Origin of the sequence: Vibrio sp. MOR3 (genome assembly GCF_001557775.1) — a bacterium.
In the GTDB taxonomy this organism is placed as follows: domain Bacteria; phylum Pseudomonadota; class Gammaproteobacteria; order Enterobacterales; family Vibrionaceae; genus Vibrio; species Vibrio jasicida.
On the sequence record NZ_LNRD01000001.1, the window covers coordinates 938,891 to 963,307 of the forward strand.

25 protein-coding genes are annotated in these 24,417 nt (G+C 44.0%); 7 read left to right on the forward strand and 18 right to left on the reverse strand.

Translation table 11 applies throughout. The annotated features are described in order from the left end of the window. Window positions 1-118: 118 nt before the first annotated feature. Window positions 119-1,363, forward strand: a complete 1,245-nt coding sequence (locus ATB76_RS04165) for a GGDEF domain-containing protein (protein ID WP_061034701.1) — start codon at window positions 119-121, stop codon at window positions 1,361-1,363. Window positions 1,364-1,408: 45 nt separating this feature from the next. On the opposite strand, the gene ATB76_RS04170 is transcribed toward ATB76_RS04165, so the two are convergent. From ATB76_RS04170 to ATB76_RS04180, 3 genes are all read right to left on the reverse strand, one after another. Then, a complete protein-coding gene (locus ATB76_RS04170; protein ID WP_052486864.1) occupies window positions 1,409-2,383 on the reverse strand; it encodes a Solitary outer membrane autotransporter beta-barrel domain in 975 nt (324 codons plus the stop codon). A 129-nt stretch (window positions 2,384-2,512) separates the two neighbouring features. Next, on the reverse strand, window positions 2,513-3,475 hold the full coding sequence (locus tag ATB76_RS04175) for a Solitary outer membrane autotransporter beta-barrel domain (RefSeq protein WP_104030005.1): 963 nt from the start codon (window positions 3,473-3,475) through the stop codon (window positions 2,513-2,515). A 23-nt stretch (window positions 3,476-3,498) separates the two neighbouring features. Beyond that, window positions 3,499-4,458 (reverse strand): diguanylate cyclase, encoded by a 960-nt coding sequence (locus ATB76_RS04180; protein ID WP_038877400.1) that lies wholly within the window; start codon window positions 4,456-4,458, stop codon window positions 3,499-3,501. 184 nt (window positions 4,459-4,642) lie between these two features. Here ATB76_RS04180 and ATB76_RS04185 point away from each other — a divergent pair, with 184 nt between their 5' ends. Further along, window positions 4,643-5,080, forward strand: coding sequence for a DUF3069 domain-containing protein (locus ATB76_RS04185; protein ID WP_038870697.1), 438 nt, complete (start codon window positions 4,643-4,645; stop codon window positions 5,078-5,080). A gap of 74 nt (window positions 5,081-5,154) precedes the next feature. On the opposite strand, the gene modC is transcribed toward ATB76_RS04185, so the two are convergent. The 4 genes from modC to ATB76_RS04205 form a co-directional block, all read right to left on the reverse strand. Further along, window positions 5,155-6,261, reverse strand: a complete 1,107-nt coding sequence (gene modC, locus ATB76_RS04190; RefSeq protein WP_061034702.1) for a molybdenum ABC transporter ATP-binding protein ModC — start codon at window positions 6,259-6,261, stop codon at window positions 5,155-5,157. After that, the gene (modB, locus tag ATB76_RS04195) at window positions 6,258-6,947 is read right to left on the reverse strand and encodes a molybdate ABC transporter permease subunit (RefSeq protein ID WP_039977772.1); all 690 of its coding nucleotides are present in this window, start codon (window positions 6,945-6,947) and stop codon (window positions 6,258-6,260) included. Before modB ends, modC begins: the two co-directional genes overlap by 4 nt. An 11-nt stretch (window positions 6,948-6,958) precedes the next feature. Next, on the reverse strand, window positions 6,959-7,711 hold the full coding sequence (gene modA, locus ATB76_RS04200; protein WP_061034703.1) for a molybdate ABC transporter substrate-binding protein: 753 nt from the start codon (window positions 7,709-7,711) through the stop codon (window positions 6,959-6,961). 90 nt (window positions 7,712-7,801) lie between these two features. Then, window positions 7,802-9,253 carry a cobyric acid synthase gene (locus tag ATB76_RS04205; protein WP_061034704.1) on the reverse strand — a complete coding sequence of 484 codons (1,452 nt, stop codon included), beginning with the start codon at window positions 9,251-9,253 and terminating at the stop codon, window positions 7,802-7,804. Window positions 9,254-9,416: 163 nt separating this feature from the next. Between ATB76_RS04205 and ATB76_RS04210 the strand changes: the two genes are divergently transcribed. Both ATB76_RS04210 and ATB76_RS04215 read left to right on the forward strand, forming a co-directional pair. Beyond that, a complete protein-coding gene (locus ATB76_RS04210; protein ID WP_038877375.1) occupies window positions 9,417-9,788 on the forward strand; it encodes a NirD/YgiW/YdeI family stress tolerance protein in 372 nt (123 codons plus the stop codon). Window positions 9,789-9,954: 166 nt separating this feature from the next. Further along, entirely contained in the window at window positions 9,955-10,485 is a 531-nt protein-coding gene (locus ATB76_RS04215; RefSeq protein WP_038870690.1) for a hypothetical protein, read from the forward strand. Window positions 10,486-10,580: 95 nt separating this feature from the next. On the opposite strand, the gene ATB76_RS04220 is transcribed toward ATB76_RS04215, so the two are convergent. The 3 genes from ATB76_RS04220 to ATB76_RS04230 all read right to left on the reverse strand — a co-directional run bounded on the left by ATB76_RS04220 (window position 10,581) and on the right by ATB76_RS04230 (window position 13,471). Next, a complete protein-coding gene (locus ATB76_RS04220) occupies window positions 10,581-11,258 on the reverse strand; it encodes an ATP-dependent zinc protease (protein ID WP_038870689.1) in 678 nt (225 codons plus the stop codon). Window positions 11,259-11,270: 12 nt separating this feature from the next. Next, a complete protein-coding gene (locus ATB76_RS04225) occupies window positions 11,271-12,458 on the reverse strand; it encodes an amino acid aminotransferase (RefSeq protein ID WP_061034705.1) in 1,188 nt (395 codons plus the stop codon). Window positions 12,459-12,613: 155 nt separating this feature from the next. Beyond that, window positions 12,614-13,471 (reverse strand): AraC family transcriptional regulator, encoded by an 858-nt coding sequence (locus ATB76_RS04230; RefSeq protein WP_061034706.1) that lies wholly within the window; start codon window positions 13,469-13,471, stop codon window positions 12,614-12,616. A gap of 152 nt (window positions 13,472-13,623) precedes the next feature. On the opposite strand from ATB76_RS04230, the gene ATB76_RS04235 reads away from it, so the two are divergent. Beyond that, a complete protein-coding gene (locus ATB76_RS04235) occupies window positions 13,624-15,009 on the forward strand; it encodes an MATE family efflux transporter (RefSeq protein ID WP_039977765.1) in 1,386 nt (461 codons plus the stop codon). Between the two features lie 120 nt (window positions 15,010-15,129). Here ATB76_RS04235 and nrdG read toward each other — a convergent pair whose 3' ends face one another. Then, the gene (gene nrdG / locus ATB76_RS04240) at window positions 15,130-15,600 is read right to left on the reverse strand and encodes an anaerobic ribonucleoside-triphosphate reductase-activating protein (RefSeq protein WP_045420358.1); all 471 of its coding nucleotides are present in this window, start codon (window positions 15,598-15,600) and stop codon (window positions 15,130-15,132) included. An 84-nt stretch (window positions 15,601-15,684) separates the two neighbouring features. Further along, complete coding sequence (gene nrdD, locus ATB76_RS04245) at window positions 15,685-17,805, reverse strand: anaerobic ribonucleoside-triphosphate reductase (RefSeq protein ID WP_061034707.1); 2,121 nt, start codon at window positions 17,803-17,805, stop codon at window positions 15,685-15,687. A gap of 308 nt (window positions 17,806-18,113) precedes the next feature. On the opposite strand from nrdD, the gene ATB76_RS04255 reads away from it, so the two are divergent. Further along, entirely contained in the window at window positions 18,114-18,977 is an 864-nt protein-coding gene (locus tag ATB76_RS04255) for an endonuclease/exonuclease/phosphatase family protein (RefSeq protein ID WP_061034708.1), read from the forward strand. Here ATB76_RS04255 and ATB76_RS04260 read toward each other — a convergent pair. The 3 genes from ATB76_RS04260 to ATB76_RS04270 are packed head-to-tail and all read right to left on the reverse strand — an operon-like array spanning window position 18,974 to window position 20,149. Beyond that, a complete protein-coding gene (locus ATB76_RS04260; RefSeq protein ID WP_061034709.1) occupies window positions 18,974-19,414 on the reverse strand; it encodes a YeeE/YedE family protein in 441 nt (146 codons plus the stop codon). The two genes, ATB76_RS04255 and ATB76_RS04260, sit on opposite strands and share 4 nt — an antisense overlap. 14 nt (window positions 19,415-19,428) lie before the next feature. Continuing rightward, window positions 19,429-19,845 carry a YeeE/YedE thiosulfate transporter family protein gene (locus tag ATB76_RS04265; protein ID WP_346393696.1) on the reverse strand — a complete coding sequence of 139 codons (417 nt, stop codon included), beginning with the start codon at window positions 19,843-19,845 and terminating at the stop codon, window positions 19,429-19,431. 10 nt (window positions 19,846-19,855) lie between these two features. Beyond that, the gene (locus tag ATB76_RS04270) at window positions 19,856-20,149 is read right to left on the reverse strand and encodes a metalloregulator ArsR/SmtB family transcription factor (RefSeq protein ID WP_005435229.1); all 294 of its coding nucleotides are present in this window, start codon (window positions 20,147-20,149) and stop codon (window positions 19,856-19,858) included. A gap of 151 nt (window positions 20,150-20,300) precedes the next feature. Between ATB76_RS04270 and ATB76_RS04275 the strand changes: the two genes are divergently transcribed. Beyond that, window positions 20,301-22,004, forward strand: a complete 1,704-nt coding sequence (locus tag ATB76_RS04275; RefSeq protein WP_061034710.1) for an FAD-dependent oxidoreductase — start codon at window positions 20,301-20,303, stop codon at window positions 22,002-22,004. Window positions 22,005-22,070: 66 nt separating this feature from the next. Here ATB76_RS04275 and ATB76_RS04280 read toward each other — a convergent pair whose 3' ends face one another. From ATB76_RS04280 to ATB76_RS04290, 3 genes are all read right to left on the reverse strand, one after another. Then, on the reverse strand, window positions 22,071-22,289 hold the full coding sequence (locus ATB76_RS04280) for a DUF6500 family protein (RefSeq protein ID WP_005446898.1): 219 nt from the start codon (window positions 22,287-22,289) through the stop codon (window positions 22,071-22,073). A 99-nt stretch (window positions 22,290-22,388) separates the two neighbouring features. Further along, on the reverse strand, window positions 22,389-23,615 hold the full coding sequence (locus tag ATB76_RS04285; protein ID WP_061034711.1) for a carbohydrate porin: 1,227 nt from the start codon (window positions 23,613-23,615) through the stop codon (window positions 22,389-22,391). A gap of 111 nt (window positions 23,616-23,726) precedes the next feature. After that, entirely contained in the window at window positions 23,727-24,359 is a 633-nt protein-coding gene (locus tag ATB76_RS04290; protein WP_061034712.1) for a DUF3299 domain-containing protein, read from the reverse strand. Between the last annotated feature and the right edge of the window lie 58 nt (window positions 24,360-24,417).

Below are 24,417 nucleotides of genomic sequence, written 5' to 3' on the forward strand. Positions count from 1 at the left end.
CACGTATTCTTGTTAGTTTTGAAAGCGTCAGAATATATACTGCCCACACACGGTATTAATTGAATGCTTAATGTAACTCTTTAGATATACTCAACTATTTGCAGGTGATTTGTAGTAGATGGCTTCATCTTTAATGACCTCTCCAGGCTTTCGGTTTCTATTTCCAATAATACTGTTGGGTATGATCAGCTTGGGTATGGATAGCATCATTCAGATGACTCAGTCTAACTGGGGCATTGCGTCGAATTTGCCATATATTTTGTTGGGCTGTGCACTGTTAATGTGTTACTCATTCAAGCAAGGTCGCGAGTCTATGGTTTGCATTGCCATGCTACTTGCCTACTTCGTAATCCAACATCGCCTACAAGTTCCGCTTCAAACGGGAACTGCGCTTTTAGAGCTCACCATTTTAGCGAGTCTTTTACCCGTCTCTTTCCTAGCGGTGTTTCTGTTCAATAAAGAAGGTTTCGATTCCAAAGCCACGTTAGCCTACATTTTTGTGCTGGTTATGTTTGTCTTTTGGTCCTATGTGACGCTGACCTATTACATAGAAGGTGGATTCGATGAGTGGACCAATGGCATCTTGTTTATTGTTCCCAAGGTTTCCAAACTTCCTCTAGTACTTGTGCTCTATTGCGTTGGTATTGTGTGCTTCCTTGGCATTTTGGTGCTGAAGAAGAATAAGATTATTCACGCGATGACTTACTCTGCGATGGTGTTAGCCTCGGCGACGTTTATCTTCTTCGACGTCCAATATATCTCTAGCACCATGTTTACACTAACGGGCCTATTGATCATCATTTACTCCACATCGGCGAGCCATCAACTGGCTTTTACTGATAGCTTAACGCTCATTCCTAGCCGTCGTGCGTTGGATCTGGACCTTAAGCATATGGGACGTAAGTTCACCATTGCGATGCTGGATGTTGATCATTTTAAGAAGTTTAATGACACCTACGGCCACGACACCGGTGATGATGTGTTAAAGATGGTGGCTTCGCGCCTAATGAAGACACAAGGTGGAGCAAAGGTGTATCGTTTTGGTGGTGAAGAGTTCACCATTGTCTTTAAAGGTAAGTACACCGAAGACTGCGAAGCTCATGTGGAAGAAGTTCGCGAATTGATTGCTGAATATGAAATGATTCTACGCGATCAAGACAGTCGACCTGATGACAACAAACAAGGCCGCAAAAAGCGCGGAAGTGCTGATTCAAAGAAAAAGACCGTATCTGTCACTGCGAGTTTTGGGGTTGCAGACAGCCGTAGTGCACGAAACCCAACTGACGTGATTAAACTTGCTGATGACGCCCTGTATAAAGCCAAAAAAGCGGGCCGAAACTGTGTGAAGTTCTGCCACGCTTAATTGTCTTATTTTCTGCTTACAAGAGTCGTTGAAATCTGAAAAGCGTTAAACTTGGTTGAAGAACATGACCAAACTACCCCCTTTAAACGCACTGCCATAGTTGAGACTCATCCCTACACCTATGTTCACCACAAATGGGATTTTAATCGGTGGTGTCATAAGCCAACCCATACTCGCTTCGTAGTAGTGATCCGTGTTTAACGGTTTCTTGGTATCGCCACCTATATCAACTCGGTTGAAGCTGGTATAAAACGACTGAACCATGTTTTGCCATATCGCTAGACGGTGAAAGACCTTTACGCCATTAACCCAATACCAGCCTTCAGGGTTAATTACGTTGTCACCTTTTCCGAGGTTGACACCAACGCCGTTAAAGTAATGTGGTGAAGACCAAAAGTACCATTGACCAAAATGACCATAAGGGCTGTATTTTAGTGTCGCATTAACCTCGCCGACCATTGCTAACGCGTTGGTATTGACATAAATACCATCAATTTGGTCACGATAATCCTCCAACGTATCACTACGATAAGCGTAATCATTTTGGTAGTACATGATGTGCGTTCCCGCCGCTGCGCCCAACGTAATATTGCGATTTAAATAAGCCTCTTGCTCAACTTCTAAGTAGCCACCCAAAACAAGCTCATCAAGGTCGTCAGGAGTGTCGGCATTTAACGCGGACACTTTTTGTTGAGAAGAAAGCAGGTAGCCTCGCCCGTTCACTTTTGTCTGGTATGGGGAATAACGGTAATTGCTCGCCGGAATACTGAATGGCAACGACAATACGGAGATTTTCTTCCGAAGGTCGACGGATTCGTTATCACCTAAAGAATCATCATCGAGATTGAGGTATTCGTTAGGGTCAAAGTTTGAGAAGCCAAAGGTGAACACATCACTGTCTGAAAGGACAATGCTGGAGGCGAAGTTATAATCGAACTCTTTTTGCAGCTGCTTTTCAACGGTGCTGGAATAAGATGAAGTAGAAGCGAAACACATCGCTAAACAAGCCAACTTACGCATAACTTTTATAGGTTTGTTATTGTCGTTCCATGACTTGGTTTATGTGCTTATGTTCCTATTAAGCAAAATGGGGCGCGATTTTGGCTCGCCGAGTGAGGAAATGCAATGGTTTTCTTTGCCATTGCGGAATTACTCCTGATTAAAGAACAAAACAAGGCTTCCGCCTTTTAGTGCACTGCCGTAATTGACGGACAGGCCGAGACCTATGTTATCAATCCATTCGCTTTTAAACGGTGGTGTCATTAACCAACCAAAGCTTGCTTCATAGTAGTGTGAGGTATTCATCGGTTTACTCGTATCACCGCCAACATCAACTCGATTGAAACTGGTGTATACAGACTGGACGGTTCTGCCCACTTTGGTGATGTCGTAAAACAATTTGACGCCGTTCACCCAATACCAGCCTTCTGGGTTTCCTATATCGCCATTATTTCCTTCGCCCCAACCCATTCCATAAAAGTAATGTGGCGACGACCAAACGTACCATTTCCCCCAATTTTCATTTTCGAGGTACTTGAGTTCTGCGTTGACCTCTCCGACCAACGCCCAAGCATCGGTATTGAGGTAAACTCCCTCTATATAAGGCTTAAGGTTATCGAGCGCATCACTACGGTAGGAATACTCGTTGCGGTAATACATCAGGTGAGCTCCGGCGGCGCCACTCAATGATAGATGTTCTGTGAGTTGGTTTTGTTGTTCAATTTCGGTGTAAGACCCTAAGATAAGCTCTTTGTTTCGATCGGGCACTTTGTCTTCATTGACAGTCACATCTTGGTCGATACCTAACGCATATAATCGACCTTTGAGATTATATTTAACTGGGGCAGTTTTATCTTCAGAAAGAGATAAGTGATAAGGGAGTGTGGACAGCGCAACCTGTTTTCTCAGGTCGACAGAGTCTTGGGTACCAATATCTTCATTATCAATATTAAGATATTTATTGGGGTCGAAATCATGAAAGCCTAACGTAAAGACATCACTGTCAGAGAGCACAATGCCAATCGCGAAGTTGCGCTCAAACTCTTTTTGTAGCGTTTGCTGGACGGGGTTTGCGTGACAAAAATCAGAGATAAGTGACATTGTCACAATGATGGTTTTGCAATTAAGCTTCTGAATCAACTAGCATTTACCACAGTGTATGTATTTCTTCCTAGAGACTTTGACGAATAAAGCGCTCTATCTGCCGTTGCGTACAATTCTGCTATGTTGTCTTTACCTGTGGGTTGAAAGGCAAAGACCCCTTGTGACACTGTCACTCTATTTGCAATACTAGAGTATGCATGTGGATAGTCGAGGAAGTACATGGCCTCTTGCACGCGTTCGGCTTCCCTTTCTGCAGTTTTCGCATCCGTGCTATTGAGAAGAATGACAAATTCTTCCCCACCATAACGCCCGACATACTCTCCAGAACGACAGAACGTTGCTTTGAGTTGATTTGCAATCGCTTGCAGACAGCGATCCCCTTCTATGTGCCCATAGTTGTCATTGAACGGCTTAAAGAAATCAACGTCGAGTAAGATGAGGGCCATTGGCATATGATGGCGGCCATGCCAAGCAATCATGGTTTCAAACTTTTGATCGATATAGCGGCGGTTATACAACTTCGTCAGACCATCTTCATTGGCTTGCTGTTGTAATCTTGAGTTCATCTCTTCTAGTTGTGCCGTCGCCTGTTTCAGTTCTCGTCTCATGTGAGCAATACGTTGCATTGCCATCAACTTAGAATTAAGAACAAGCTTGTCGACAGGTTTGATGAGGTAATCATCCCCGCCGGCCTCAATAGCTTTGGCGATCATTTCTGGTTCCTCATGGCTACTGAGGAAGATGATTGGGATCCAGTCCGGGAACGTTTCTCTGATATGAAGTGATACTTCAAAGCCATTCATGTCTGGCATAGCGATATCTAGCAGAACCAGTTCTGGGTCGAAGCTTTCATAAGTATTTAATGCTTCTAGACCACTTCCAACGGCTTTAACAATATGACCTTGTTGTTTCAAACGGATAGCCAACTGCATTCGATCCAGCTGAACGTCATCAACCAGTAGAATGCGCATCGATGTCCCTGTCGGTTGCATAGCGCGTCCCATTCTTTTGTAAGTCTTTATTAAACATATATCATACTCACGAGATTGTTGCATTACGCCACTCATTTAGTGCTATATTTTTTTGTTAAGTGGTCACGGAATCAAATGCTTCTTATGGTAGCTATTTGATGCATTTGGTATTAATATTCCCGCCTTTTGTAACGAGAGACACACCATGTCAGAAGCAACTAACAACGAAAGCAAAAAAATCGATCTAGAAACCATTTCTCCTGAACTACGTAAAGTTATCGAATTTGACGAAGTTCCAGAGCAAATGTTCGAGATGGTTACCTCTATCCATGAAGTGTCTGAAGAAGCTGTTCGTGCGTCTTGGGACGAAATGCCTGCAAGTGCACAAAACATTCTGGACAACTTTGAGCAATTCCACGCTCTAGTAACGGTTGGCCAAGCATTCGCTGGTCTAAACGTAATGGAAGAATTCCCAACGCTTAATCTGCCTGAAAATATGACAGATGAAGACAAAGAAGACTACCGTTCTCAACTTCTTGACAATGTTCTTCACAACTGCGTGAAAGACATGGTTAAGCAACTTAAGAAAGCGCGTCGCGATCCTCTTCTTAAGCGTGAATTTAAAGAAGTATTTGTGAAGTAATTCTTCCCATTTACTTCAGTTAAGTTAAAGGCCGCAATTGCGGCCTTTTTTATTTCGTATAATCTGGTTACGTGCTAGTGATGCGCCAACGAGATATCTCTCTGCGTTACACTGACCCCTTTTACTTGTGCGTACACCATGTCACCGACTTTTAAATTCAAATCATCCAACGCCCAAGGCGTAATGGTCGCCCATAAGTGGCAGTCAGTATCTAACTTCAGCGATACCGTAATACTTTGTTTGTCTTCGCCAGCATTGAATTCTTCAATGGATGCAACGGTCGCTGACAGTACATTACGAATAGACGTCGCAACTGGTTTTTCCAAAGCTATAGAGACATCATTGGCACGCACTTGCAGGCGAATTGACGTATCTGGCTCACCATCGACCTTTTGAACCCACAAACAAGCCTTTGGTGCGAGCTTTACGCACGTTAACGCGTATTTGTCATGATGGGTCGCAATTTTGCCCTCAAACAAGCTACTGTGATCGGAAAATGACTGCCATGGACGCATCGCATGAGACGCCCACACTTCTTCAAGCTTACCTGACGTCATGATTCGTCCCTTGTCGAGAATCGAAAGGTGTTGGGCCAAGCGTAGGATTTCTTGCAAGCTATGCGTAACGTACACGATCGGAATGTTGACCTGCTCAGACAACTCTTCTAAAAATGGCATGACTTCTCGCTTACGTGGCATATCTAAGGAAGCCAAAGGTTCATCCATCAAAAGCAGATTAGGCTTAGAAAGTAGTGCTCGCGCAATGGCTACACGTTGCTTTTCACCGCCCGACAAAGAAACTGGGAAGCGTTTTAATAGTGGTTTAATAGCAAGTAATTCTGTGACCTTATCGAAATACTCTTCATCTTTTTCTATAACACCATAGAGCAAGTTTCCTTTTACTGAATAATGCGGAAACAAGCGAGAATCTTGAAATACATAACCAATTTTGCGCTTATGCGTCGGTAGATTAATACCCGCATCACTATCGAAAAGGATGTGCTCGCCAATCGCCACTTTGCCTTGCTGTGGTGTAACTAATCCACTAATAACGTTAATTAGAGTCGTTTTTCCGGCGCCGGAACGACCAAATAGCGCACTTATTCCGTTACGCGGTAACGACAGATTAATGTCAAAGTTGGTTTCACCAAGTGATTGTTTAAATTGAATTTCTATACTCATCGCTTGGCCCCCAGACGCGCTGCGGCTTTACGATTTAACCATTCTGAGATCATTAACGTCGACAGAGCTAAGGCAATAGAAATGATGCACAAGCGCGCGGCCTCCATTTCAGCACCAGGCGTTTCTATAAAGTTGTACATAGCTAGTGGGATGGTTTGCGTTTCCCCTGGTATGTTCGAAACGAAGCTGATAGTGGCACCGAACTCTCCTAAACTGCGTGCAAACGAGAGCATGGTACCAGTGATGATTCCAGGAATAGTTAACGGAAGCGTAATTGTGACAAAGACTTTTAACGGCGACGCTCCGAGGGTTGACGCTGCGTGTTCTAATTTGGGGTCAACCGTATCTAAACTCAATCGGACCGAACGGACCATTAATGGTAAGGCCACGACGATACAGGCGATGACGGCCCCCTTCCAGTTGAAACTGAATATTAAACCAAAGTGTTCATATAACCACCCACCCAAGTATCCTTGACGACCGAGAGAGATCAGTAGCAAATAACCAATAACCACAGGAGGTAATACGAGTGGAAGATGAATCAAGCTATCTAATATGGACTTACCGATAAACTCTTTTCTAGACAGTAACCAAGCGAGAGCTACGCCTATTGGAATCAACCAAACGACGGCATAGGTGCCGACTTTTAGGCTTAGCATTAAGGCTTGGTATTCAAGTTCTGACACTCTGATCCCTTTTATTGAAAACCGTAATGAGCAAAGACTTGTTTTGCTTCATCCGACTTCAAGTACTGGAAGAATTGTTTTGATTGTATTGAGTCTTTCACAATCGCGGCTGGGTAAACGATGTCTGCGTGGGTATCGCTTGCAAATTCTCCAACTATTTTCACCTTAGTTGTCAATTGTGCATCCGTTTTGTAGACCACTCCCAACGGGGCTTCCGCTCGCTCTACTAGCGCAAGTGCAAGACGAACGTTCTTTGCTGGAGCAATTTGACGTTCTAGTACTTTCCACACGCCAAGGTTAGTTAAAGACTCTCTTGCATACATTCCGGCAGGAACGGACACTGGATTGCCTAGAGCAAGGCGGTTGCCGTCCAGTGCCTCATTCCAAGCATCAGCATCAGAGAAATCAAATGTTGCAATACTGCTATTTTGCGGCGCAATGACAACGAGGGAATTTTGCACTAAATTAGTGACATCGTCACTCTTTACGACTTTTGATTTTACTAGGTAATTCATCCATTTAGTGTTTGCAGAGATAAACACATCGGCCGGTGCGCCATTTAGAATTTGGCGAGCAATGGATGATGAACCACCGTATACAGGTGTGACTGATACATCGTATTTTTGCTCGAATTTTTGAGCAATATCATCAATCGCATTAGTCATTGACGACGCTGCATAAATTTTTAAGTCAGTTGCCGCGTTTGCTGCTGATGAAACGCTCAATATTGCCACTAGGCAAGCATGAATTTTCCATGCTTTCATAAAAACACTCCGGTGCTAGACAGGCAGAAGATGAATGAGTGGAAAGCAATCTCCACTTTTATTTATGCTTCAGACAGTTAAAAACTGGTTTTATTTGAACAGAAAGTCAAGATTCATATGTTGTTCTATCGCATCTGCAATTCGATTAATGCCCTGTTCTTTGAGCTGTTCAAAGTCTTGTTGTTTGATTTGAGTGCCGTTTACCCATTCTGAAACAAGGCTCAAGACATCTGCCTCATCGAAGAATCCGTGTAGGTAGGTTCCCATGATTTGGCCACATTCACTAAGCGCGCCTTCTGCTTCGCCAGAATTTAACTTGATAGGTTGAGCGCCCTGCACTTCACTTCTTCCCACATGGATTTCATAACCTTTCACATTAGCTTTTTTGCCGTTAAGAGAAAGCTCTGCTCGTGTGTTTGTAAGTTGTTTGCTATTGGTTAGAGTTGTGGTGATGTCTAACAAACCAAGGCCTTCACTACGACCAGGCCGGCCCTCTACGCCATTTGGGTCATCAATTAAGTTGCCAAGTATCTGGTAGCCGCCACAGATGCCAATGACTTTGCCGCCCAAGCGAATGTGGCGTTGAATGTCTTTGTCCCACCCTTGGCTACGTAGATAATCCAAATCGTCTCGGACTGATTTAGTACCCGGCAAGATAACGAGATCGGCTTTATCGATCTTCTCACCTTTGCCAACGTAGCGAAGGTTAATGTCTGGATTTAGGCGCAAAACATCAAAATCAGTATGGTTACTAATGCGCGTTAAAACTGGTACCACAATATTGAGTTTCACTTGTGAAGACAGTTCTTGCTGCGCCGTAATGGCATCTTCTGCTTCGAGGTTTAATCCGTGAAGATACGGCAATACACCGAGCACAGGCTTGCCCGTTCTCTCTTCTAGCCAATCAAGACCAGATTCAAGCAAGCTGATGTCGCCACGGAAGCGATTAATTACGAAACCTTTAACGCGCGCTTGTTCAGATTCGGATAGCAACGCTAGTGTCCCGTAAAGATGGGCAAACACGCCACCGCGGTCGATATCTGCAATAATAATGACGGGAACGTCTGCTTCCTCGGCAAATCCCATGTTGGCTATATCATTTTCTCTTAAGTTGATTTCTGCTGGACTGCCAGCGCCTTCAATCATCACGGATTCGAATTCTTCGGTCAGTTTAGAGAAAGAGTCTAATACCGTGCCCATTGCGACTTTTTTGTAATCGTGAAAGCCGACAGCGTTCATATTGGACAGTGCTTTACCTTGTAAGATAATTTGAGCGCCCGTATCGCTGTTTGGCTTAATCAACACAGGGTTCATATGAACCGTAGGCTCGACGTTGCAGGCTTGCGCTTGAACGGCTTGAGCACGTCCAATTTCACCTCCATCTTTCGTTACTGCACTGTTTAAAGCCATGTTCTGCGGCTTGAACGGGGCAACTTTTATCCCTCTACGAGCTAATACACGGCATAAACCTGCCACAAGGACGCTTTTTCCGGCATCTGAAGTTGTGCCTTGAACCATTAATGAAGGGATTGGTGATTTCATGAACGTTTAATAAGAGAAAAAAGAAGGTGAACAATCATAACGTTATCTCAGCATAGGACTCAAGAAAATGAATCGAATATGAATGTTCGAATCAGTAATGGTTCAAATAAGGTTTGTTTTAATAGCACCATCAAAACGAACACTTTAATAGAGAAACCAAATTATGAAAAACACTGTTATCGCTACTATCGCTGCACTTGCTATCGCTCCTACTGTTGCAATGGCTAAAGACCACAACCACGGTCAATCAAGCATTCAATTTAATGGTCCTGTAACGATTGAAAAAGTCGATGCATTGATTAAAGACTCAAGCATGTTCACTGAGAAAGACGTGGTCGTAGAAGGCAACCTACTTCGTCAAACACGCTCAGACCAGTTTATCTTTAGCGATGGCTCTGGCGAGATCATGGTTGAGTTGGACGACGACATCCGTCTAGCGACACCAATTGACCAGACTACAAAAGTTCGTCTATTTGGTGAGTTTGAAGGCGGTAGTAAGCCAGAGATCGAAGTTGAACACTTAGTGGTGATGTAAGCACTGCTCTCTTGCCGCTTAATTGGGCGTCATCACCATGATCATAAGCACTCTGTCCTAGTGTTTAAGGTGACGGGAAACACCTGAAATGATATTTTGTAAATATTGGTCTGCATTTTGCAGACCTTTTCTTTGTTCGTATTATTTTTCTTGCCCGGAGACACCCATGCTAGGTAAAGCTCTAAAGGTTGCTGCCTTTGGTTTGTGCGCTGTTTTGCCACTTTCTGCTCACGCAAACAATTTCAACTACAACACAATGGAATTCCGCATGGGTACCAGCCCAGGTACGTTTGGTGGGGAAGTCACAACCTACTTTACTGAAAATACGCATTTTATTGGACGTGCTGATAGTGAATTCAGTGGTGATTGGGATGTTGCAGGCGGTATTGGCTTCAATGGTCCTGCAGGCCAATTTGCTGATATTTATGGTCAAATGTTGGTTCACAACATCAAACAAGACAATGGCGACGGTGATGAGTGGAAAACAGAAGTAAACATCGGCACTCGAGTCTGGTTTATGCAGAACATTGAACTACATGGTCGTATTGGCCAACTGATTGACAACGATGACTCTAAGACTATCTATAACCTAGGTGCACGTTTTCACTCTACGCAACAACTGTCGTTGGGTGCGGATTTAAAAAATAACGGTACTTACGGCCAACAGCTTGTTTTATCAGCACGCTTTGCTTACTAAGTTGTTAGACATTAAAGTTCAATAACGCATTGATATTATGTAAAAAAGCCTCTCGAATGAGAGGCTTTTTTTTGCTTGCTACGTGAAGCAGAGATTTACTTGCCGCTTGGTTTGTTTTGAACATACTTCTTAGATACGTCTACAACAGCAACGTCGCGGAAGAAGCTTCGACCAAGTAGGATTGGGAAATTCATGTGGCCTCGCTCAGCCAGTGTGAATTCCGTTTTCTCTTTTAGGTCACCAACTTGAATGTAAGCCACAACAACAGCGCGCTTATCTACTTCTTCTGAAGAGGATTGACGAACTTTTGCCCAACGTTCAACAGGTAACTTGAACTCTTTGCTCGCTTTACCATTAATATCGATTTTGAACTTAACCCAGTCTTTACCATCTCGTTCAAACGGCACTATTTCTGTCGCACTGATTGATGATGTGGTTGCACCGGTATCGACGCGACCTTTAAATGTTTGGTCAATGTCTGGTACATAAACCCACTCTTCCGAACCAAGGATCAACATGCCATCAGGTGTTTTCTTTGCCTGCGGTGGTTTTGCCGGTTTAGGATCAGGTTTCTTCTCGGGCTTAGTTTCCGGTTTTTGTTCCGGCTTCACCTCGGGTTTTGGGTCTACTTCTGGTTTTACATCCGGTTTTTCTACCGGCTGCTCCACGACTGGTTTTTCTGGCTCAACAGGCTCAGTGGTCGTCGGTGTCGACGTACAAGCAATAAGACCGCCGCTCATCATTAGCGGCAGAATCAGTTTCCAGTTCTTCATTAACTCTCCCAATTAACGTTGAGATATTTTTTGGATCGCGTCAGCAACGTAAGGAATATGAGTTTCGGTTAAACCAGCGATGTTGATACGACCATCACCGACACCATAAATGCCATAATCTTCACGCAGTTGCGCCATTTGGTTTTCACTAAAGCCTAGCACAGTAAACATGCCTTTGTGACTCTCAATGAAATCAAATTGATCTGTATTATGGTTGTTTCTCAATTCGTTACACAAAGTTTGACGAAGATTCAACAAGCGCTGCTGCATTTCGTTCAATTCTTGTTTCCAAACGGAAGTGAGGCTTGCATCTTGAAGAATGGTTTTTACTAATGCTGCGCCGTGATCTGGCGGCATAGTGTATGTTGAACGTGCTAGCGTAAGCAGTTTACCTTTCGCATTCGCCACATCTTTTGCATTCTTGCCGATCACAATCGCTGCACCGGTACGTTCACGGTACAAACCAAAGTTTTTAGAACAAGAAGTCGTGATCAGCATTTCTTCAACGTTGTCAGCCATAAAGCGAAGACCTTTTGCGTCTTCTTCTAAGCCGTCACCAAAACCTTGGTAAGCAATATCTACGAATGGCGTAAAACCATTTTTTTGAGAAAGCTCAGTGATTGTCTGCCACGCTGAAAAATCAATATCTGCACCCGTTGGGTTGTGGCAACAACCATGCAGAAGTACTACATCAGAAGGACCAGCTTTAGAAAGGTCTTCGAGCATTTTTGCTGTATCGACTTGCTTGGTTTCTGAAGAGAAGTAATGGTAGAACTTAACTTTCAGCCCAGCCGCTTCCATCACTGGTTTGTGATTTACGTAGCTAGGGTTTGAAATCCAAACCGTTGTATCTGGTTGTGCGACCTTCATTAGGTCACCCAGCATACGCAATGCACCACTTGCTCCAGGCGTTTGAATAGCAGCAACGCGATCTGTGGCTGATGTTCCCGTTAGAAGGAGGTCGATCATGCTTTGGTTGAATTCTTCACAGCCTGCAAGACCAACATAAGACTTAGTCTTTTGGTTCTCAACGACCACTTCTTGTGCCATTTGAATGGCTTTCATGATTGGTGTTTCGCCAGCGCTGTTTTTGTATACGCCAATACCAAGGTCAACCTTGTTAGGGCGTTCATCGCCGCGGTATGCGACGGAAAGAGATAAAATAGGATCTAATACAGGAGTTGGTAGATTAGAAAGCATGAAAGTCATAACCCTTTGAAATTCAAGTATCGAACCTCACGGTAACACTTTCGTTAAAAATGGCGAAAGGATTTTTAACGGATTTCATCAATTAGAGGACAAAATACTGGGAACGAACGCGTTTTATGATCTCAATCGGTTATAAAAGGAACGATTCACTCATCCGAGTTTAAGTCAAGTTTACCATTCTTTCTAAATTCACGTGGGGTCATGCTCGACCAGGCTTTAAAGCGGGTACTGAAGTTCGCACTAGTAGGATACCCCACGATTTCACCAATGTGTTGAATTGACCATTCTGTCGAACGCAACAATCGAGCTGCATATTCCATCCGCATGCGTGTGAGATGTGCTATCGGACTTCTTCCAAATTGTTGCTGAGTTAAACGATGAAGGTGCGGCTCAGAACAAGGATATAACGCTGCGAGTTGTTCAACTGTCCAATCTTTATGAAGTTGCCGTTGCACTAGATCGAACACACGTCGTAGTTTTAATTGATTACGCGAAAGGGAATCTGAGTGTGGCATATTTAGCATAAGCTCTAATTGAGCAACACTGTGAGCTCCTACCTCACCTCCGTAGTCAATAGGCAAGTTGATACTGCGCAGTAGCGTTTGAATGCAGGAATACAGCACTTCTGGTGCAGGGGTCAGTTGGTATTCGATCTCTTCATTAACCATTGGCCATTCTTTATCTTGTGAAAGGAAAACCCAAGCGATTTGCCATGTTTCATCTTCCATCCCAAATCCATTTTCCGTTCCAGCTGGAACAATTACTAATGACCCCGGTTCTAACTCATATCGACATGCCCCGCTCTCTAGCCAACCTCTTCCACGGACGGTGTATAACAACATGTGCTTTTTTTGGTTTTTGCGATAAACGGAAAAAAAATCTCGGCAAGTAGCGATTCCACATTGGACAATACCGCGTTCTTCAAGCGCAAGTACACGGGTATGATCGATGAATTCTTGATAGGTTTTATCTGAAATGGTGTAGCGTTCTTGTTTTTCTTCCATGATTCATCGACTCACTAAGGTACTTTCGTCTCGGAGTTAGAGTAACTCCCACAGAGACTGGATAGTTTCGCAAAACTATTGGATGTCTTTGAAAAATACACCGCTAAATCATGTGGATAAACTACTCGCATTATTCTTAGAGGAGAAATGCGATGCTCTTAACACGTCAATACATAGACAAAGCATTTTGGAAAAAACTGGTTGCGATTGGCGTTCCTGTCTCGCTCCAATCTATGCTGTTTTCGTTGCTCGGAGCCGTGGATATCTTCATGGTTAGTCAACTTGGTGAGTCCGCTACCGCTGCGGTGGGTGTCGGTAACCGAATCTTTTTCTTTAACCTTGCTGTGGTGTTTGGTTTGTGTGGGGCTGTAACGGTTTTAGCCTCTCAATATTATGGTTCGGGGAACCTTGCGGGAATAAGACGAACACTCGCTCAATCTTGGTTTATTTCGTTGGTCGTGACCTTGCCGTTTATCTTGTTGTATGTGGTTTACGACAAAGAGATTGTCTCTTTTATGGCGGACGACCCCGAGTATGTTGGGTACGCGAGGGAATACTTGGTGGTAACTGGATTGAGTTTGATTGGCACAGCTGTCGTTGTTCCCATTGAATCGGTGTTGAGATCAGTCGGTGAAGCTAAGATGCCGACTTACGTCAGTATTGCTGCCATTGTTGTAAACATCTTCCTCAATGCAGTTTTGATCTTTGGTTTACTTGGTTTTCCACAATGGGGCGTGTTTGGCGCAGCAGTGGGAACTTTGATTTCTCGATTCTTTCAAACGGCGATTCTGGTTTATTTCTTCTGTCGTCGATACGCGTATCTGCTCCCTACCCGTTCAGATTGGCGTGAAGGTACAATAAAGAAGTATCGGAACAAATATTTCAAAGTCTCTATGCCAATGCTGATCCACGATGCGTTGTGGACCGGCGGCCTGATTATCTACAGCATCATTTACGGTCAATTAGGCGTAACCGAACTGGCGATTATCTCTTTCCTATCGCCGATTGAAGGCGTATTGATTTCAACCTTTATGGGATTCGCTGTTGCCGCGTCTGTGTTGCTTGGGAATGACATTGGCGCTCAGCAATATGACCGTGTTGAGAAGACCGCTTGGTGGTATGTCTTAACCAGCGCCGTGCTCGCAACTGTGTTGTTTTTTGCTGTGTGGGTTAGCTCGCCTTTAATATTGAATTTACTGGAAATGAGCCCGCTCACAGACACACAAATGGCGCTGAATGTATGTTTAGTACTTGCACTAGGCATGATACTGCGTGTGTTTAACATGGTTGGTATTGGGGGCGTATTAAAGAGTGGCGCTGATATTCGCTATAGCATTTTCATCGACACGTTTGGTCAATGGGCGATTGGTATTCCGCTTACCTACTACACTGGAATGGTGTTAGGTTTACCACTGCATTGGGTGCTGATGTCTCTACTGGTCGAAGAATTGGTAAAAGGCATTCTAACAACTCACCGAATTCAGTCTAAGCGATGGATTAATAACATGGTTGATGATGATTCAACTGTGACAGCGTAACTGAAGTGTTGTGCTATAGTAAGATCACAACAGCGCGACTCATCTATCGAGCAAAGCTTTAAAAGAACTCACACCAAAAGGGCACATCCGAATTATACGAATGTGCCCTTTTCATATCGCTTAAAGCTCAGTGAATCGATGGATAATTTGATTCGAGCTGCCTCGCCATTCTAGATTGAGGTCTCGTTTATCTTGCTCGTATTTGCCATCGATTAATGTGTTGATGTACTGAGTCACTTCGCGCTGTGCATCGTCTAGTTCTTCAAGCGTGTAACCTGTCCAAATCCAAATGTCTTTGCCTGGGCACTCTTCTCTTACGCGTTTTACAAGCTTAAGAATGTGCGGCACGTTCGCTGGATGCAAAGGATCACCACCAGACAGAGATAAACCACGGCGTTTGATACGCGTGTCGTTTAGGTCTGCAATGATTTTGTCTTCCGCTTCTTGCGTGAATAACACACCAGAGTCCAAGCGTTGCGTCGACTGGTTATAACAGCCGCGGCACTGGTGTACACAGCCAGACACAAATAGCGTGCAGCGTGTACCTGGTCCGTTAACAACGTCAATTGGATAATATTGGTGGTAGTTCATAATCGTGCCTTGTTTTGCTGGCTAAAAAGAAAATCAACCCACGACAGGTTGATTTTCATTATTGGGTTTGAGCTTAAGTGAACCTTACAGGTGCTTAACTCGACGCTTCACTTCTTCTTGCTTACCGAAGTTAAACGGACGTGCATCTGGGCTGCCTAAGTAGCCACAAACACGACGTGTTACTGACACTTTGGTTGAATCATGGTTGCCACAGCTTGGGCAGGTGAAGCCTTTACTTGTACAGTCAAACTCACCGTTGTAGCCACACTCGTAACACTCATCAATTGGTGTGTTTGTACCGTAGTAAGGTACGCGGGTGTAACTGTAATCCCATACGTTTTCTAGTGCTTCAACGTTACGTTGCATGTTCGGGAACTCGCCGTAACAGATAAAGCCGCCGCTTGAGATTTCTGGGTAAGGCATCTCAAAGTCGATCTTGTCGTATGGGTTTACTGTTTTTTCAACATCTAGGTGGAAGCTGTTAGTGTAGTAACCCTTGTCCGTTACACCTTTGATTACGCCAAACTCTTTCGCATCGATACGGCAGAAACGGCTACATAGGTTTTCACTTGGCGTTGCGTATAGGCTGAAACCGTAACCGGTATCTTCTGCCCAGCCGTTTACTGTGTCTTTCAAGTGCTTAATGATAGCTACTGCTTTTTCGCGTAAAACAACGTCGTCGTAAACGTGCGCTTCTGTACCGAATAGCGCGTTGATTGTCTCGTGTACACCGATGTAACCAAGAGAAATTGACGCACGACCGTTCTTGAAGATATCTGCGATTGAGTCGTCTGCTTTCAGACGAACACCACACGCGCCTTCCATGTAAAGGATCGGAGCAACGCGTGCTTTCACGTTTTCTAGACGAGAGATACGTGTTTCTAGCGCTTTACGAGCAAGACGTAGGCGATCGTTTAGAAGCTCGTAGAACTTCTCTTCACTGCCGTTTGCACGGATAGCGATACGAGGAAGGTTCAAACTTACTACGCCAAGGTTGTTACGACCTTCGTGAATCAGCTCGCCGTTTTCTTCGTAAGTACCAAGGAAGCTACGACAACCCATTGGCGTTTTGAATGAACCCGTTACTTCTACTACTTTGTCGTAGTTAAGGATGTCTGGGTACATACGCTTGGACGCACACTCAAGCGCAAGCTGCTTGATGTCGTAGTTTGGGTCTTCTGATTTGTGGTTCAAGCCATCTTTGATGCCGAATACCAGTTTAGGGAATACCGCTGTTTTACGGTTCTTACCTAGACCTGCAATACGGTTCTTCAGAATAGACTTCTGGATAAGGCGTGATGCCCAGCTTGTACCAAGACCAAAACCGAACGTAACGAATGGGGTTTGACCGTTCGCTGTGTGTAGCGTGTTTACTTCGTATTCTAGAGATTGGAACGCGTCGTAACACTCTTTCTCTGTGCGCGCTTTTGCGAACTCTTCTGGCTCAGCAATGTTCCACTCTTTTGCGATCTCTAGGTGTTTCTCGTAGCTTGTCATTACGTACGGTTCTAGTACTTCATCAATACGGTTGATGGTTGTACCACCGTATATGTGGCTCGCTACTTGAGCAATGATCTGTGCCGTTACTGCTGTTGCAGTCGAAATTGATTTAGGAGTATCAATCTCAGCGTTACCCATTTTAAAGCCGTGCGTTAGCATGCCTTTAAGATCGATAAGCATACAGTTAAACATTGGGAAGAACGGAGCGTAATCCAAATCGTGGTAGTGAATATCACCTACTTCGTGCGCTTGAACCACATCGCGTGGAAGGATGTGTGTCTTCGCGTAGTGTTTCGCTACGATACCAGCCAACAAGTCACGTTGAGTCGGAATCACTTTACCGTCTTTGTTCGCGTTCTCGTTGATTAGATCTAGGTTGCTTTCTTCAATTAGACCTTCGATTTCGCGAGTTAGTGCACTTTGCTTCTCACGAGCGATGTCGCGATCGTGGCGGTATTCAATGTAAGAACGAGCTAGGGCTTTGTAAGGACCTTGCATGAGTTCATTTTCGACTAAGTCTTGAATCTCATGAATGTGAACTTCATCGTGATCCTGAAGCTGTAACTCAACTGCCAGAGCAACATTTAGTGCATAAATGGCGACATCTTTGTCTTTGTTTTCCGCTGCAGCTTCTACTGCTGCTTGAATACGATCCCTGTTGAACGGAGCTCTTGAGCCGTCACGCTTGATTACGATTGGTTTCACTTTTTCTCCTTACCCCAAAATACTCACAGACTTATCCACAAATACACTATATGGGGTTATTTCTTATTCTGATGACACAATATATTGTGGCGTATTTAACGAGAAGCACCAATTGAAAACATTGATTTTGATCAATAAAAAATGGGTAGCGAACAAGAACAAATCGATCTTATTGGCGTTGATCTCAGTTGCGAAGAAAACTGTGAAAATTGCAAAATTGGAGCGAAATCCACTTGCTTTTTTTAGAGGTCTTATAGGATAAAGGATGGAAAGGAATGCGCTAAAAGATAGGAGTGCGATAGACCAAAATGCGATCACTTTTTGTTACGACGATATTACTTTTTAGTTCTTTTTCATTTGCTCAAAATTCCGTCAACTTAACCAGCTGGAATATAGAATGGTTATCTATAAGTGGTGGTAAAGTTTCGAGAACACCACAAGATTTTGAAAAACTGACCCACTATGTGGATAACACACAAGTTGATATTCTCGCTTTTCAAGAAGTCGAAAGTGCAGCTGCAATCCAAAAAACGGTTGGTAATGACTTCACTATTTATTTGTCTGATCGTGCGAGCACTTCTAATCGACATCTTCAGTTCAACGATACCAACCAGTACACAGGTTTCGCGGTACGCAATGGCGTAAACGTATTGGACAAGCCTGACTTTTCTATCACACGAGGCAACAGCAAGCTCCGCTTCGCCAGCTACCTTGTTTTGAATCCTAACCAAGACAACGAAACTCACCTACTCTCTGTACATCTAAAAGCGGGTTGTAGTGGTGCGTATCGCAATAACCGCGATTGTAAGATAGTGAAACAGCAAGGACAGGCACTAGCAAAGTGGATAAAAGCGCGCGAGGACAACAAACAACACTATGTGGTGCTTGGCGACTTTAACCACAATTTGGGTTATCGAGGAGATTGGTTATGGGACGTGCTATCGGACAATACCGATGCTAAGTTAGTGACCAAAAATACCAAAGCGGAATGTAAGGTGCGTTCTAATCGTAATCCGAATAAAACCCACCAATTCCGCTCGGTGATAGACCACATTATAGTGAGTGGTGATTTAAAGGCGTCGTCTGGTGTTCAAACCGTTTTCAAAACACAAGATGTACTCGACTACAAACTGAGTGACCATTGCCCGGTGTCTACGACGCTCTCTTTTTAATGACGAACCACTCTTTTAGCGGTGAATGACCCAACCAACATTGCCGCTATAAAGAGCAGAACTTGTATGTTGCCAGTGAAAAGGCTGGCAACCGCAGGACCAGGACACACACCCAGTAAGCCCCAACCAATACCAAACAGTGCTGCACCACCAACTAGCTTTTTGTCTATCGTTTTAGAAGTTGGACATAAAATCTCATCACCAAACACAGATTCGCTTCTTGGCTTTATTAATAAAAGATAAGCAGGAACGAACACCGCAAGTGCTCCGCCCATAACGAAGGCTAAGCTTGGGTCCCATGCGCCGGTAATATCTAGGAAGCCGATCACTTTTGCCGGATCAGCCATACCGGAAATCACCATACCCATACCAAAAAGCGCACCAGAAAATGCGACAATGGAAATTTGTTTAACATTTTGCATAACGTCAGTTTTCATAACGACACTATTCCTCACGATACTAGCAAGACGGTTAGCATGGCTGTCGCCATAAAAGTACACGTCGCGACAACAGAACGGACAGAGAAGCGCCCCATTCCACAAATGCCATGTCCACTCGTACAACCATTACCGATACGAGTACCGACCCCAACAAGTAAACCTGCAACGACAACTAAGATAAGAGAACTGCTGTACTCAGTTGGTACATGCCCGCCAAGGGCATAAACAGCAAACACACCGCCCAATGCCATCGCAATTAAGAAGACAATTCGCCAAACGCGGTCTGCATTCTCAATCGCGCCATTTAAGATCCCGCTGATTCCCGCTGTCTTACCTGTGAATAGCATCAGTATTACCGCTGATGCGCCAACCATGACACCGCCTAAAAGCGACATCCAAGGAACTTCAAACATAACAACCACCAATATAAAGTCTGAATTATTGCTTACAGAAAACTTGGTTAAACGCTTCGATCAGCGGAGCGACTCTCCCATCAGAAATCGAATAAAACACCTGCTGAGACACCTTTCGAGCTTTGATGATGTCGTGTTTTCTCAATACGGTGAGGTGTTGTGAAAAGGCTGATTGGCTTAATGTTGAGCCTTCAAACAGTTCACCGACTCCTTTTTCGCCTTCAATCAGCTTGCACATCACGATTAAGCGCTCTGGATGAGCCATAATTTTAAGTAGCTCACTCGCTTCGGTCGCGCTTTGTAGCATACTGTCGCCCATTCTTATGTCCCTTCATCAATACGTTAAGTTTTATTAGATATTACTAATTAATATTATTAAGTCAATGCTAATGTAGATAAATTAACATTAGACGTGGCTAATTTATTTAAGTAAGGTGTAGGCGTTTTCAATCATTCAGTAGGAGAAATCCATGAGCAAAATCGTGATTATTGGTGGTGTTGCTGGCGGTGCATCTGCAGCAGCTCGCGCTCGTCGTCTTAGTGAAGACGCAGAAATCATCATGTTTGAACGCGGTCCATTTGTGTCATTTGCAAACTGTGGCTTGCCGTACCACATTGGTGGCGATATTCAAGAACGCAGCAAACTGCTTCTTCAAACGCCTGAAAGCTTTTTAGCTCGTTTCAATGTTGATGTTCGTGTGATGAACGAAGTGGTTTCTATTAACCGCCAAGATAAAACGGTTACGGTTAACAACCTACTTGATGGCTTTGAATACCAAGAGAGCTACGACTTCCTTCTACTTAGCCCTGGTGCAGGTCCAGTTGTGCCGCCTATTCCGGGTATTGATAACCCGTTAACGCACTCGTTGCGCAATATTCCAGATATGGATCGCATCATTAAGACGATCGAAACCAACAAAGTAGAACATGCTACAGTCGTTGGTGGTGGTTTTATCGGTTTGGAAATGATGGAAGCCTTCCACCAGCTTGGCGTAAAAACCACATTGGTTGAAATGGCGGATCAAGTGATGACGCCCGTTGACCGAGAAATGGCTGGTTTTGCTCATGCAGAAATTCGTGAGAAAGGCATCGACCTGCGCTTAGGCGTTGCTCTATCTTCTGTTGAATATATTGCGAACCAATCTGTCGCTAACAACGAAGCGGGTGAAGATGACACGCACCAACACCTTCAAGGAAAGCTGACACTGTCTCTAAACAATGGTGACCAACTTGATACCGATATCCTAATCATGGCGATCGGTGTTCGCCCTGAGACAAAACTTGCACAAGAAGCCGGTCTTCAAATTGGTGCGCTAGGCGGTATTTACACCAACGAGTATATGCAGAGCAGCGATCCTTCTATTTATGCCGTTGGTGATGCGGTTGAAGAGAAAGACTTTGTCACTGGCGAACAAACACTTGTTCCGTTGGCAGGTCCGGCAAACCGTCAAGGTCGTATGGCAGCAGACAACATGCTTGGCCGCCAAGAAACTTATCAAGGTACACAAGGCACGGCGATCTGTAAGATCTTTGATTTAGCCGTTGCTTCTACTGGTAAAAACGAGAAGCAGCTTAAACGTGAAAACATCGCTTATGAAAAAGTGTATGTCCACACAGCTAGCCACGCGAGTTACTACCCTGGCGCAGAAACTGTGTCGTTCAAAATGCTGTTTGATCCATTAACCGGAAAGATTTTAGGTGCGCAAGCAGTAGGTAAAGACGGCGTTGATAAACGTATCGACGTAATGGCAGTTGCGCAGCGTGCTGGTATGACGGTAGAACAGCTGCAACACCTTGAGCTAACTTACGCGCCACCTTATGGCTCAGCGAAAGATGTGATTAACCAAGCGGCTTTCGTTGCGAACAACATCATTAAAGGTGACGCAACAGCGATTCATTTTGATGAGATTGACAACCTGTCAGAAAACCAGGTGCTGCTTGATGTTCGTAATCCGGGAGAATTGGAATCTGTAGGCTTCATTAAAGGCGCGATTAATATTCCTGTCGACCAGCTTCGCCAACGTATGAATGAACTGCCGAAAGACAAAGAGATCGTGATTTATTGTCAGGTCGGTTTGCGCGGTAACGTCGCTTATCGTCAACTGGTCAACTCAGGGTTTAAAGCACGTAACCTACTTGGCGGTTACCGTACTTATAAGTTCGCACAAGCTTAATCGCTGATTCTAAAAATCTAAGGTTTAGGGCTGAAAATAAAAAAGGGGCACGTAATGTGCCCCTTTCTACATCTCGGATTCGACTAATTGAATAATCTTGGTCGCTTTTTCGAAGTGATCGAGTTGATGAGTTTGAATCCACCAAGTCGCCGCTTCCATCAATAACTCAGGATTGTCATTCTTATTGGCGAAAAAGGCATAAAAGGACACACCAACATTGTCGCCTTTCTGCTCTATTTTCTTCTTACACACCTGAATGATTTTGTCTCTTAACGCGATGTTCATTGCCTTTCCCTTTCTCTTCGCAATAGCAAAATTAACCCAAAACAAGAATAACTGTATTTATATACAGTTATTCTTAATAAGGCAAATAAACATAATCATCTAGATGAATATTCTCGCGCGAAGACCTAATACCCAAGTGCTGCTTTTGTTCGAAAATGCTGGGTCTTTAATGTATTGAATATCAGGGGTAATTTGAATGTAGTCGTTTAACTGCATGTTGTAGTAAAGCTCGGCAGTGAACTGTTCAGAGTCATCCACACCATAGGCTTGCTCTAGGTTATCGTTAACATGGCTCCAGTTAACAGCGAAGCCGAGGTTGTTGGTTGGCTTACCTAAACCAAAATAACCAATCCCCACCGTTAGGGAGCGATCATAAAGCGCCACATCACCTTCCGAAAAGCCACCACGAACAAATGGCATTAATTGCTCTGTAGCAAAGTAGCTTGCTGAAAAGTTAATACCCTGTCCGCTGTCTTTATTCGTTAGGTTATGTTGCGTGTCGCCATCTAAATGCCAAGCCGTTAGGTGAACATTATCGGTATAGATTTGGTCTTGTGACGCCGTCCAACCTAGCTCGAACGTGGTAAACAATTTATGATCGTTGAATAAGGTATCGAAGCCATCAAATGGCTCATCTGAACGCCCTTTACCATCAGCGACACCTGCAACCATATAGAAGTTATCAGTCAGCATGTGTCCCACGGCTAAGCCGAGAATCCCATCATCCGGTAGACCAATCGAGCCTCCACCAGTACTGAATGCAAGGTTAGTAAATCCGGTCCAAGGGCTTGCCAATGCATAGGCATCAACGTAGTCAGTCGTATCTAGGAAACCCACCATGAAGGAAGTTTTGCCATCATTCAGTTTTTGTTTCCAGTATAGGTTGGTTAGACGAGCTCCTTGATCGCTGTATGCTGGACCAATCATGCCTGCATAACCAAGCCCATTTCCGATAAAGCTGAACTCTTTTGGTGACAAATCGTTGTAAGCATGGCGATGTTCGACTTTCCAAACCAGACCGCCTGTATTGCCAGAATCAAGACCGATCAGATCCCAGCTACCATAAAAGCGAGCAACACCAGCACTTGCCGTATCTTCACCACCAATTTGAGGGGTTGAGGCCGTTAGTCCAAGGAATTGATAATCCAGACCGAAAGTAACATTGTGTTCTTCAGCTAATGACTCACGCCATGAGCGTTTTTCTCGAGCATTTTCTGCAATAGTATTGTCTACCGTATCAGGGCTACCAAAGTTCGCCGCGTTTACCGATGACGCCATTACAAGTGAAAGAGCGATAAAACTAAGCTTGGGAACAGTTACTTTCATGTCTGGGTTCTCATTAAATTGATTTCTAGAAAGAGATTTTAATGATTCAGAGTTTTGAAAATTGCCATTAAGCGACAGCTCACTGCTTTATGTCATTTCGATAATAGACTCTTATTGGTAAGGTCGGATAGAAACCTCGTCCATTTGGTAGATAGTTTCTACGTTCGCAGCACCATCAGAGTATGAAACGTCTGCTTTGGTCTTTTTCACGTGCAGATCCCCTTTCACCCAAATCGGTTCGTAAAGAGAAGTCAGTTTCAAACCTTTCGGGTAATTAACCAACACAATCTGGTTTGCTGGAGGTGGTGGTGTATGGATACATGCGCCCATGGTTGGAACAAGGAAGAATTTTGTGACAACGTCATTGTTAAATTCTACTGGCGTTACAAAGCCTGGAATTTCATAAGTATCTTCGGTAAGTGTTGCGTTTGGCATTGATGCCAACATACGACGATGTTCAGTAATTTCGTTTCGCTTTTTGAACAACCATTCAATGTCTAAGTCGTCAGCTTTTAAACTGTCCTCTAACTCTTTCATGGTTTGCTTCTGTTGCTCATTAAGATTTTGAGAATCGCGGTATCTTGCAAGAGAACCAAGTTCGAAAAGCTGTTGATCGGTAAGTTTTACAAATGGGTCTTCAATTTGAGGAACATTGACTGGCAATAATTGCTGCCAACTAAGTTGGTCGGCGGATACATTTGATGAAGCCAGCAAAACTAAGCCAGCTAATAGGTACTTCTTCATACGTTCCCTTGAATCGTTCTTTGTCTTTTAGAGAAAAATTTGGGGACAGCCTTCGTCC

Bases quoted from the DNA above. Each gene is read 5' to 3' on its own strand.
- modC (WP_061034702.1), bottom strand. From the start codon at position 6,261: ATGAGTATAGAAATTCAATTTAAACAATCACTTGGTGAAACCAACTTT.
- ATB76_RS04280 (WP_005446898.1), bottom strand. From the start codon at position 22,289: ATGAACATCGCGTTAAGAGACAAAATCATTCAGGTGTGTAAGAAGAAA.
- ATB76_RS04235 (WP_039977765.1), top strand. From the start codon at position 13,624: ATGCTCTTAACACGTCAATACATAGACAAAGCATTTTGGAAAAAACTG.
- nrdG (WP_045420358.1), bottom strand. From the start codon at position 15,600: ATGAACTACCACCAATATTATCCAATTGACGTTGTTAACGGACCAGGT.
- ATB76_RS04220 (WP_038870689.1), bottom strand. From the start codon at position 11,258: ATGAAGAACTGGAAACTGATTCTGCCGCTAATGATGAGCGGCGGTCTT.
- ATB76_RS04275 (WP_061034710.1), top strand. From the start codon at position 20,301: ATGAGCAAAATCGTGATTATTGGTGGTGTTGCTGGCGGTGCATCTGCA.
- ATB76_RS04260 (WP_061034709.1), bottom strand. From the start codon at position 19,414: ATGAAAACTGACGTTATGCAAAATGTTAAACAAATTTCCATTGTCGCA.
- ATB76_RS04270 (WP_005435229.1), bottom strand. From the start codon at position 20,149: ATGGGCGACAGTATGCTACAAAGCGCGACCGAAGCGAGTGAGCTACTT.
- ATB76_RS04210 (WP_038877375.1), top strand. From the start codon at position 9,417: ATGAAAAACACTGTTATCGCTACTATCGCTGCACTTGCTATCGCTCCT.
- ATB76_RS04215 (WP_038870690.1), top strand. From the start codon at position 9,955: ATGCTAGGTAAAGCTCTAAAGGTTGCTGCCTTTGGTTTGTGCGCTGTT.
- ATB76_RS04230 (WP_061034706.1), bottom strand. From the start codon at position 13,471: ATGGAAGAAAAACAAGAACGCTACACCATTTCAGATAAAACCTATCAA.
- ATB76_RS04170 (WP_052486864.1), bottom strand. From the start codon at position 2,383: ATGCGTAAGTTGGCTTGTTTAGCGATGTGTTTCGCTTCTACTTCATCT.
- ATB76_RS04225 (WP_061034705.1), bottom strand. From the start codon at position 12,458: ATGCTTTCTAATCTACCAACTCCTGTATTAGATCCTATTTTATCTCTT.
- ATB76_RS04180 (WP_038877400.1), bottom strand. From the start codon at position 4,458: ATGCAACCGACAGGGACATCGATGCGCATTCTACTGGTTGATGACGTT.
- ATB76_RS04165 (WP_061034701.1), top strand. From the start codon at position 119: ATGGCTTCATCTTTAATGACCTCTCCAGGCTTTCGGTTTCTATTTCCA.
- ATB76_RS04255 (WP_061034708.1), top strand. From the start codon at position 18,114: ATGCGATCACTTTTTGTTACGACGATATTACTTTTTAGTTCTTTTTCA.
- ATB76_RS04185 (WP_038870697.1), top strand. From the start codon at position 4,643: ATGTCAGAAGCAACTAACAACGAAAGCAAAAAAATCGATCTAGAAACC.
- modA (WP_061034703.1), bottom strand. From the start codon at position 7,711: ATGAAAGCATGGAAAATTCATGCTTGCCTAGTGGCAATATTGAGCGTT.
- ATB76_RS04205 (WP_061034704.1), bottom strand. From the start codon at position 9,253: ATGAAATCACCAATCCCTTCATTAATGGTTCAAGGCACAACTTCAGAT.
- ATB76_RS04285 (WP_061034711.1), bottom strand. From the start codon at position 23,615: ATGAAAGTAACTGTTCCCAAGCTTAGTTTTATCGCTCTTTCACTTGTA.
- ATB76_RS04290 (WP_061034712.1), bottom strand. From the start codon at position 24,359: ATGAAGAAGTACCTATTAGCTGGCTTAGTTTTGCTGGCTTCATCAAAT.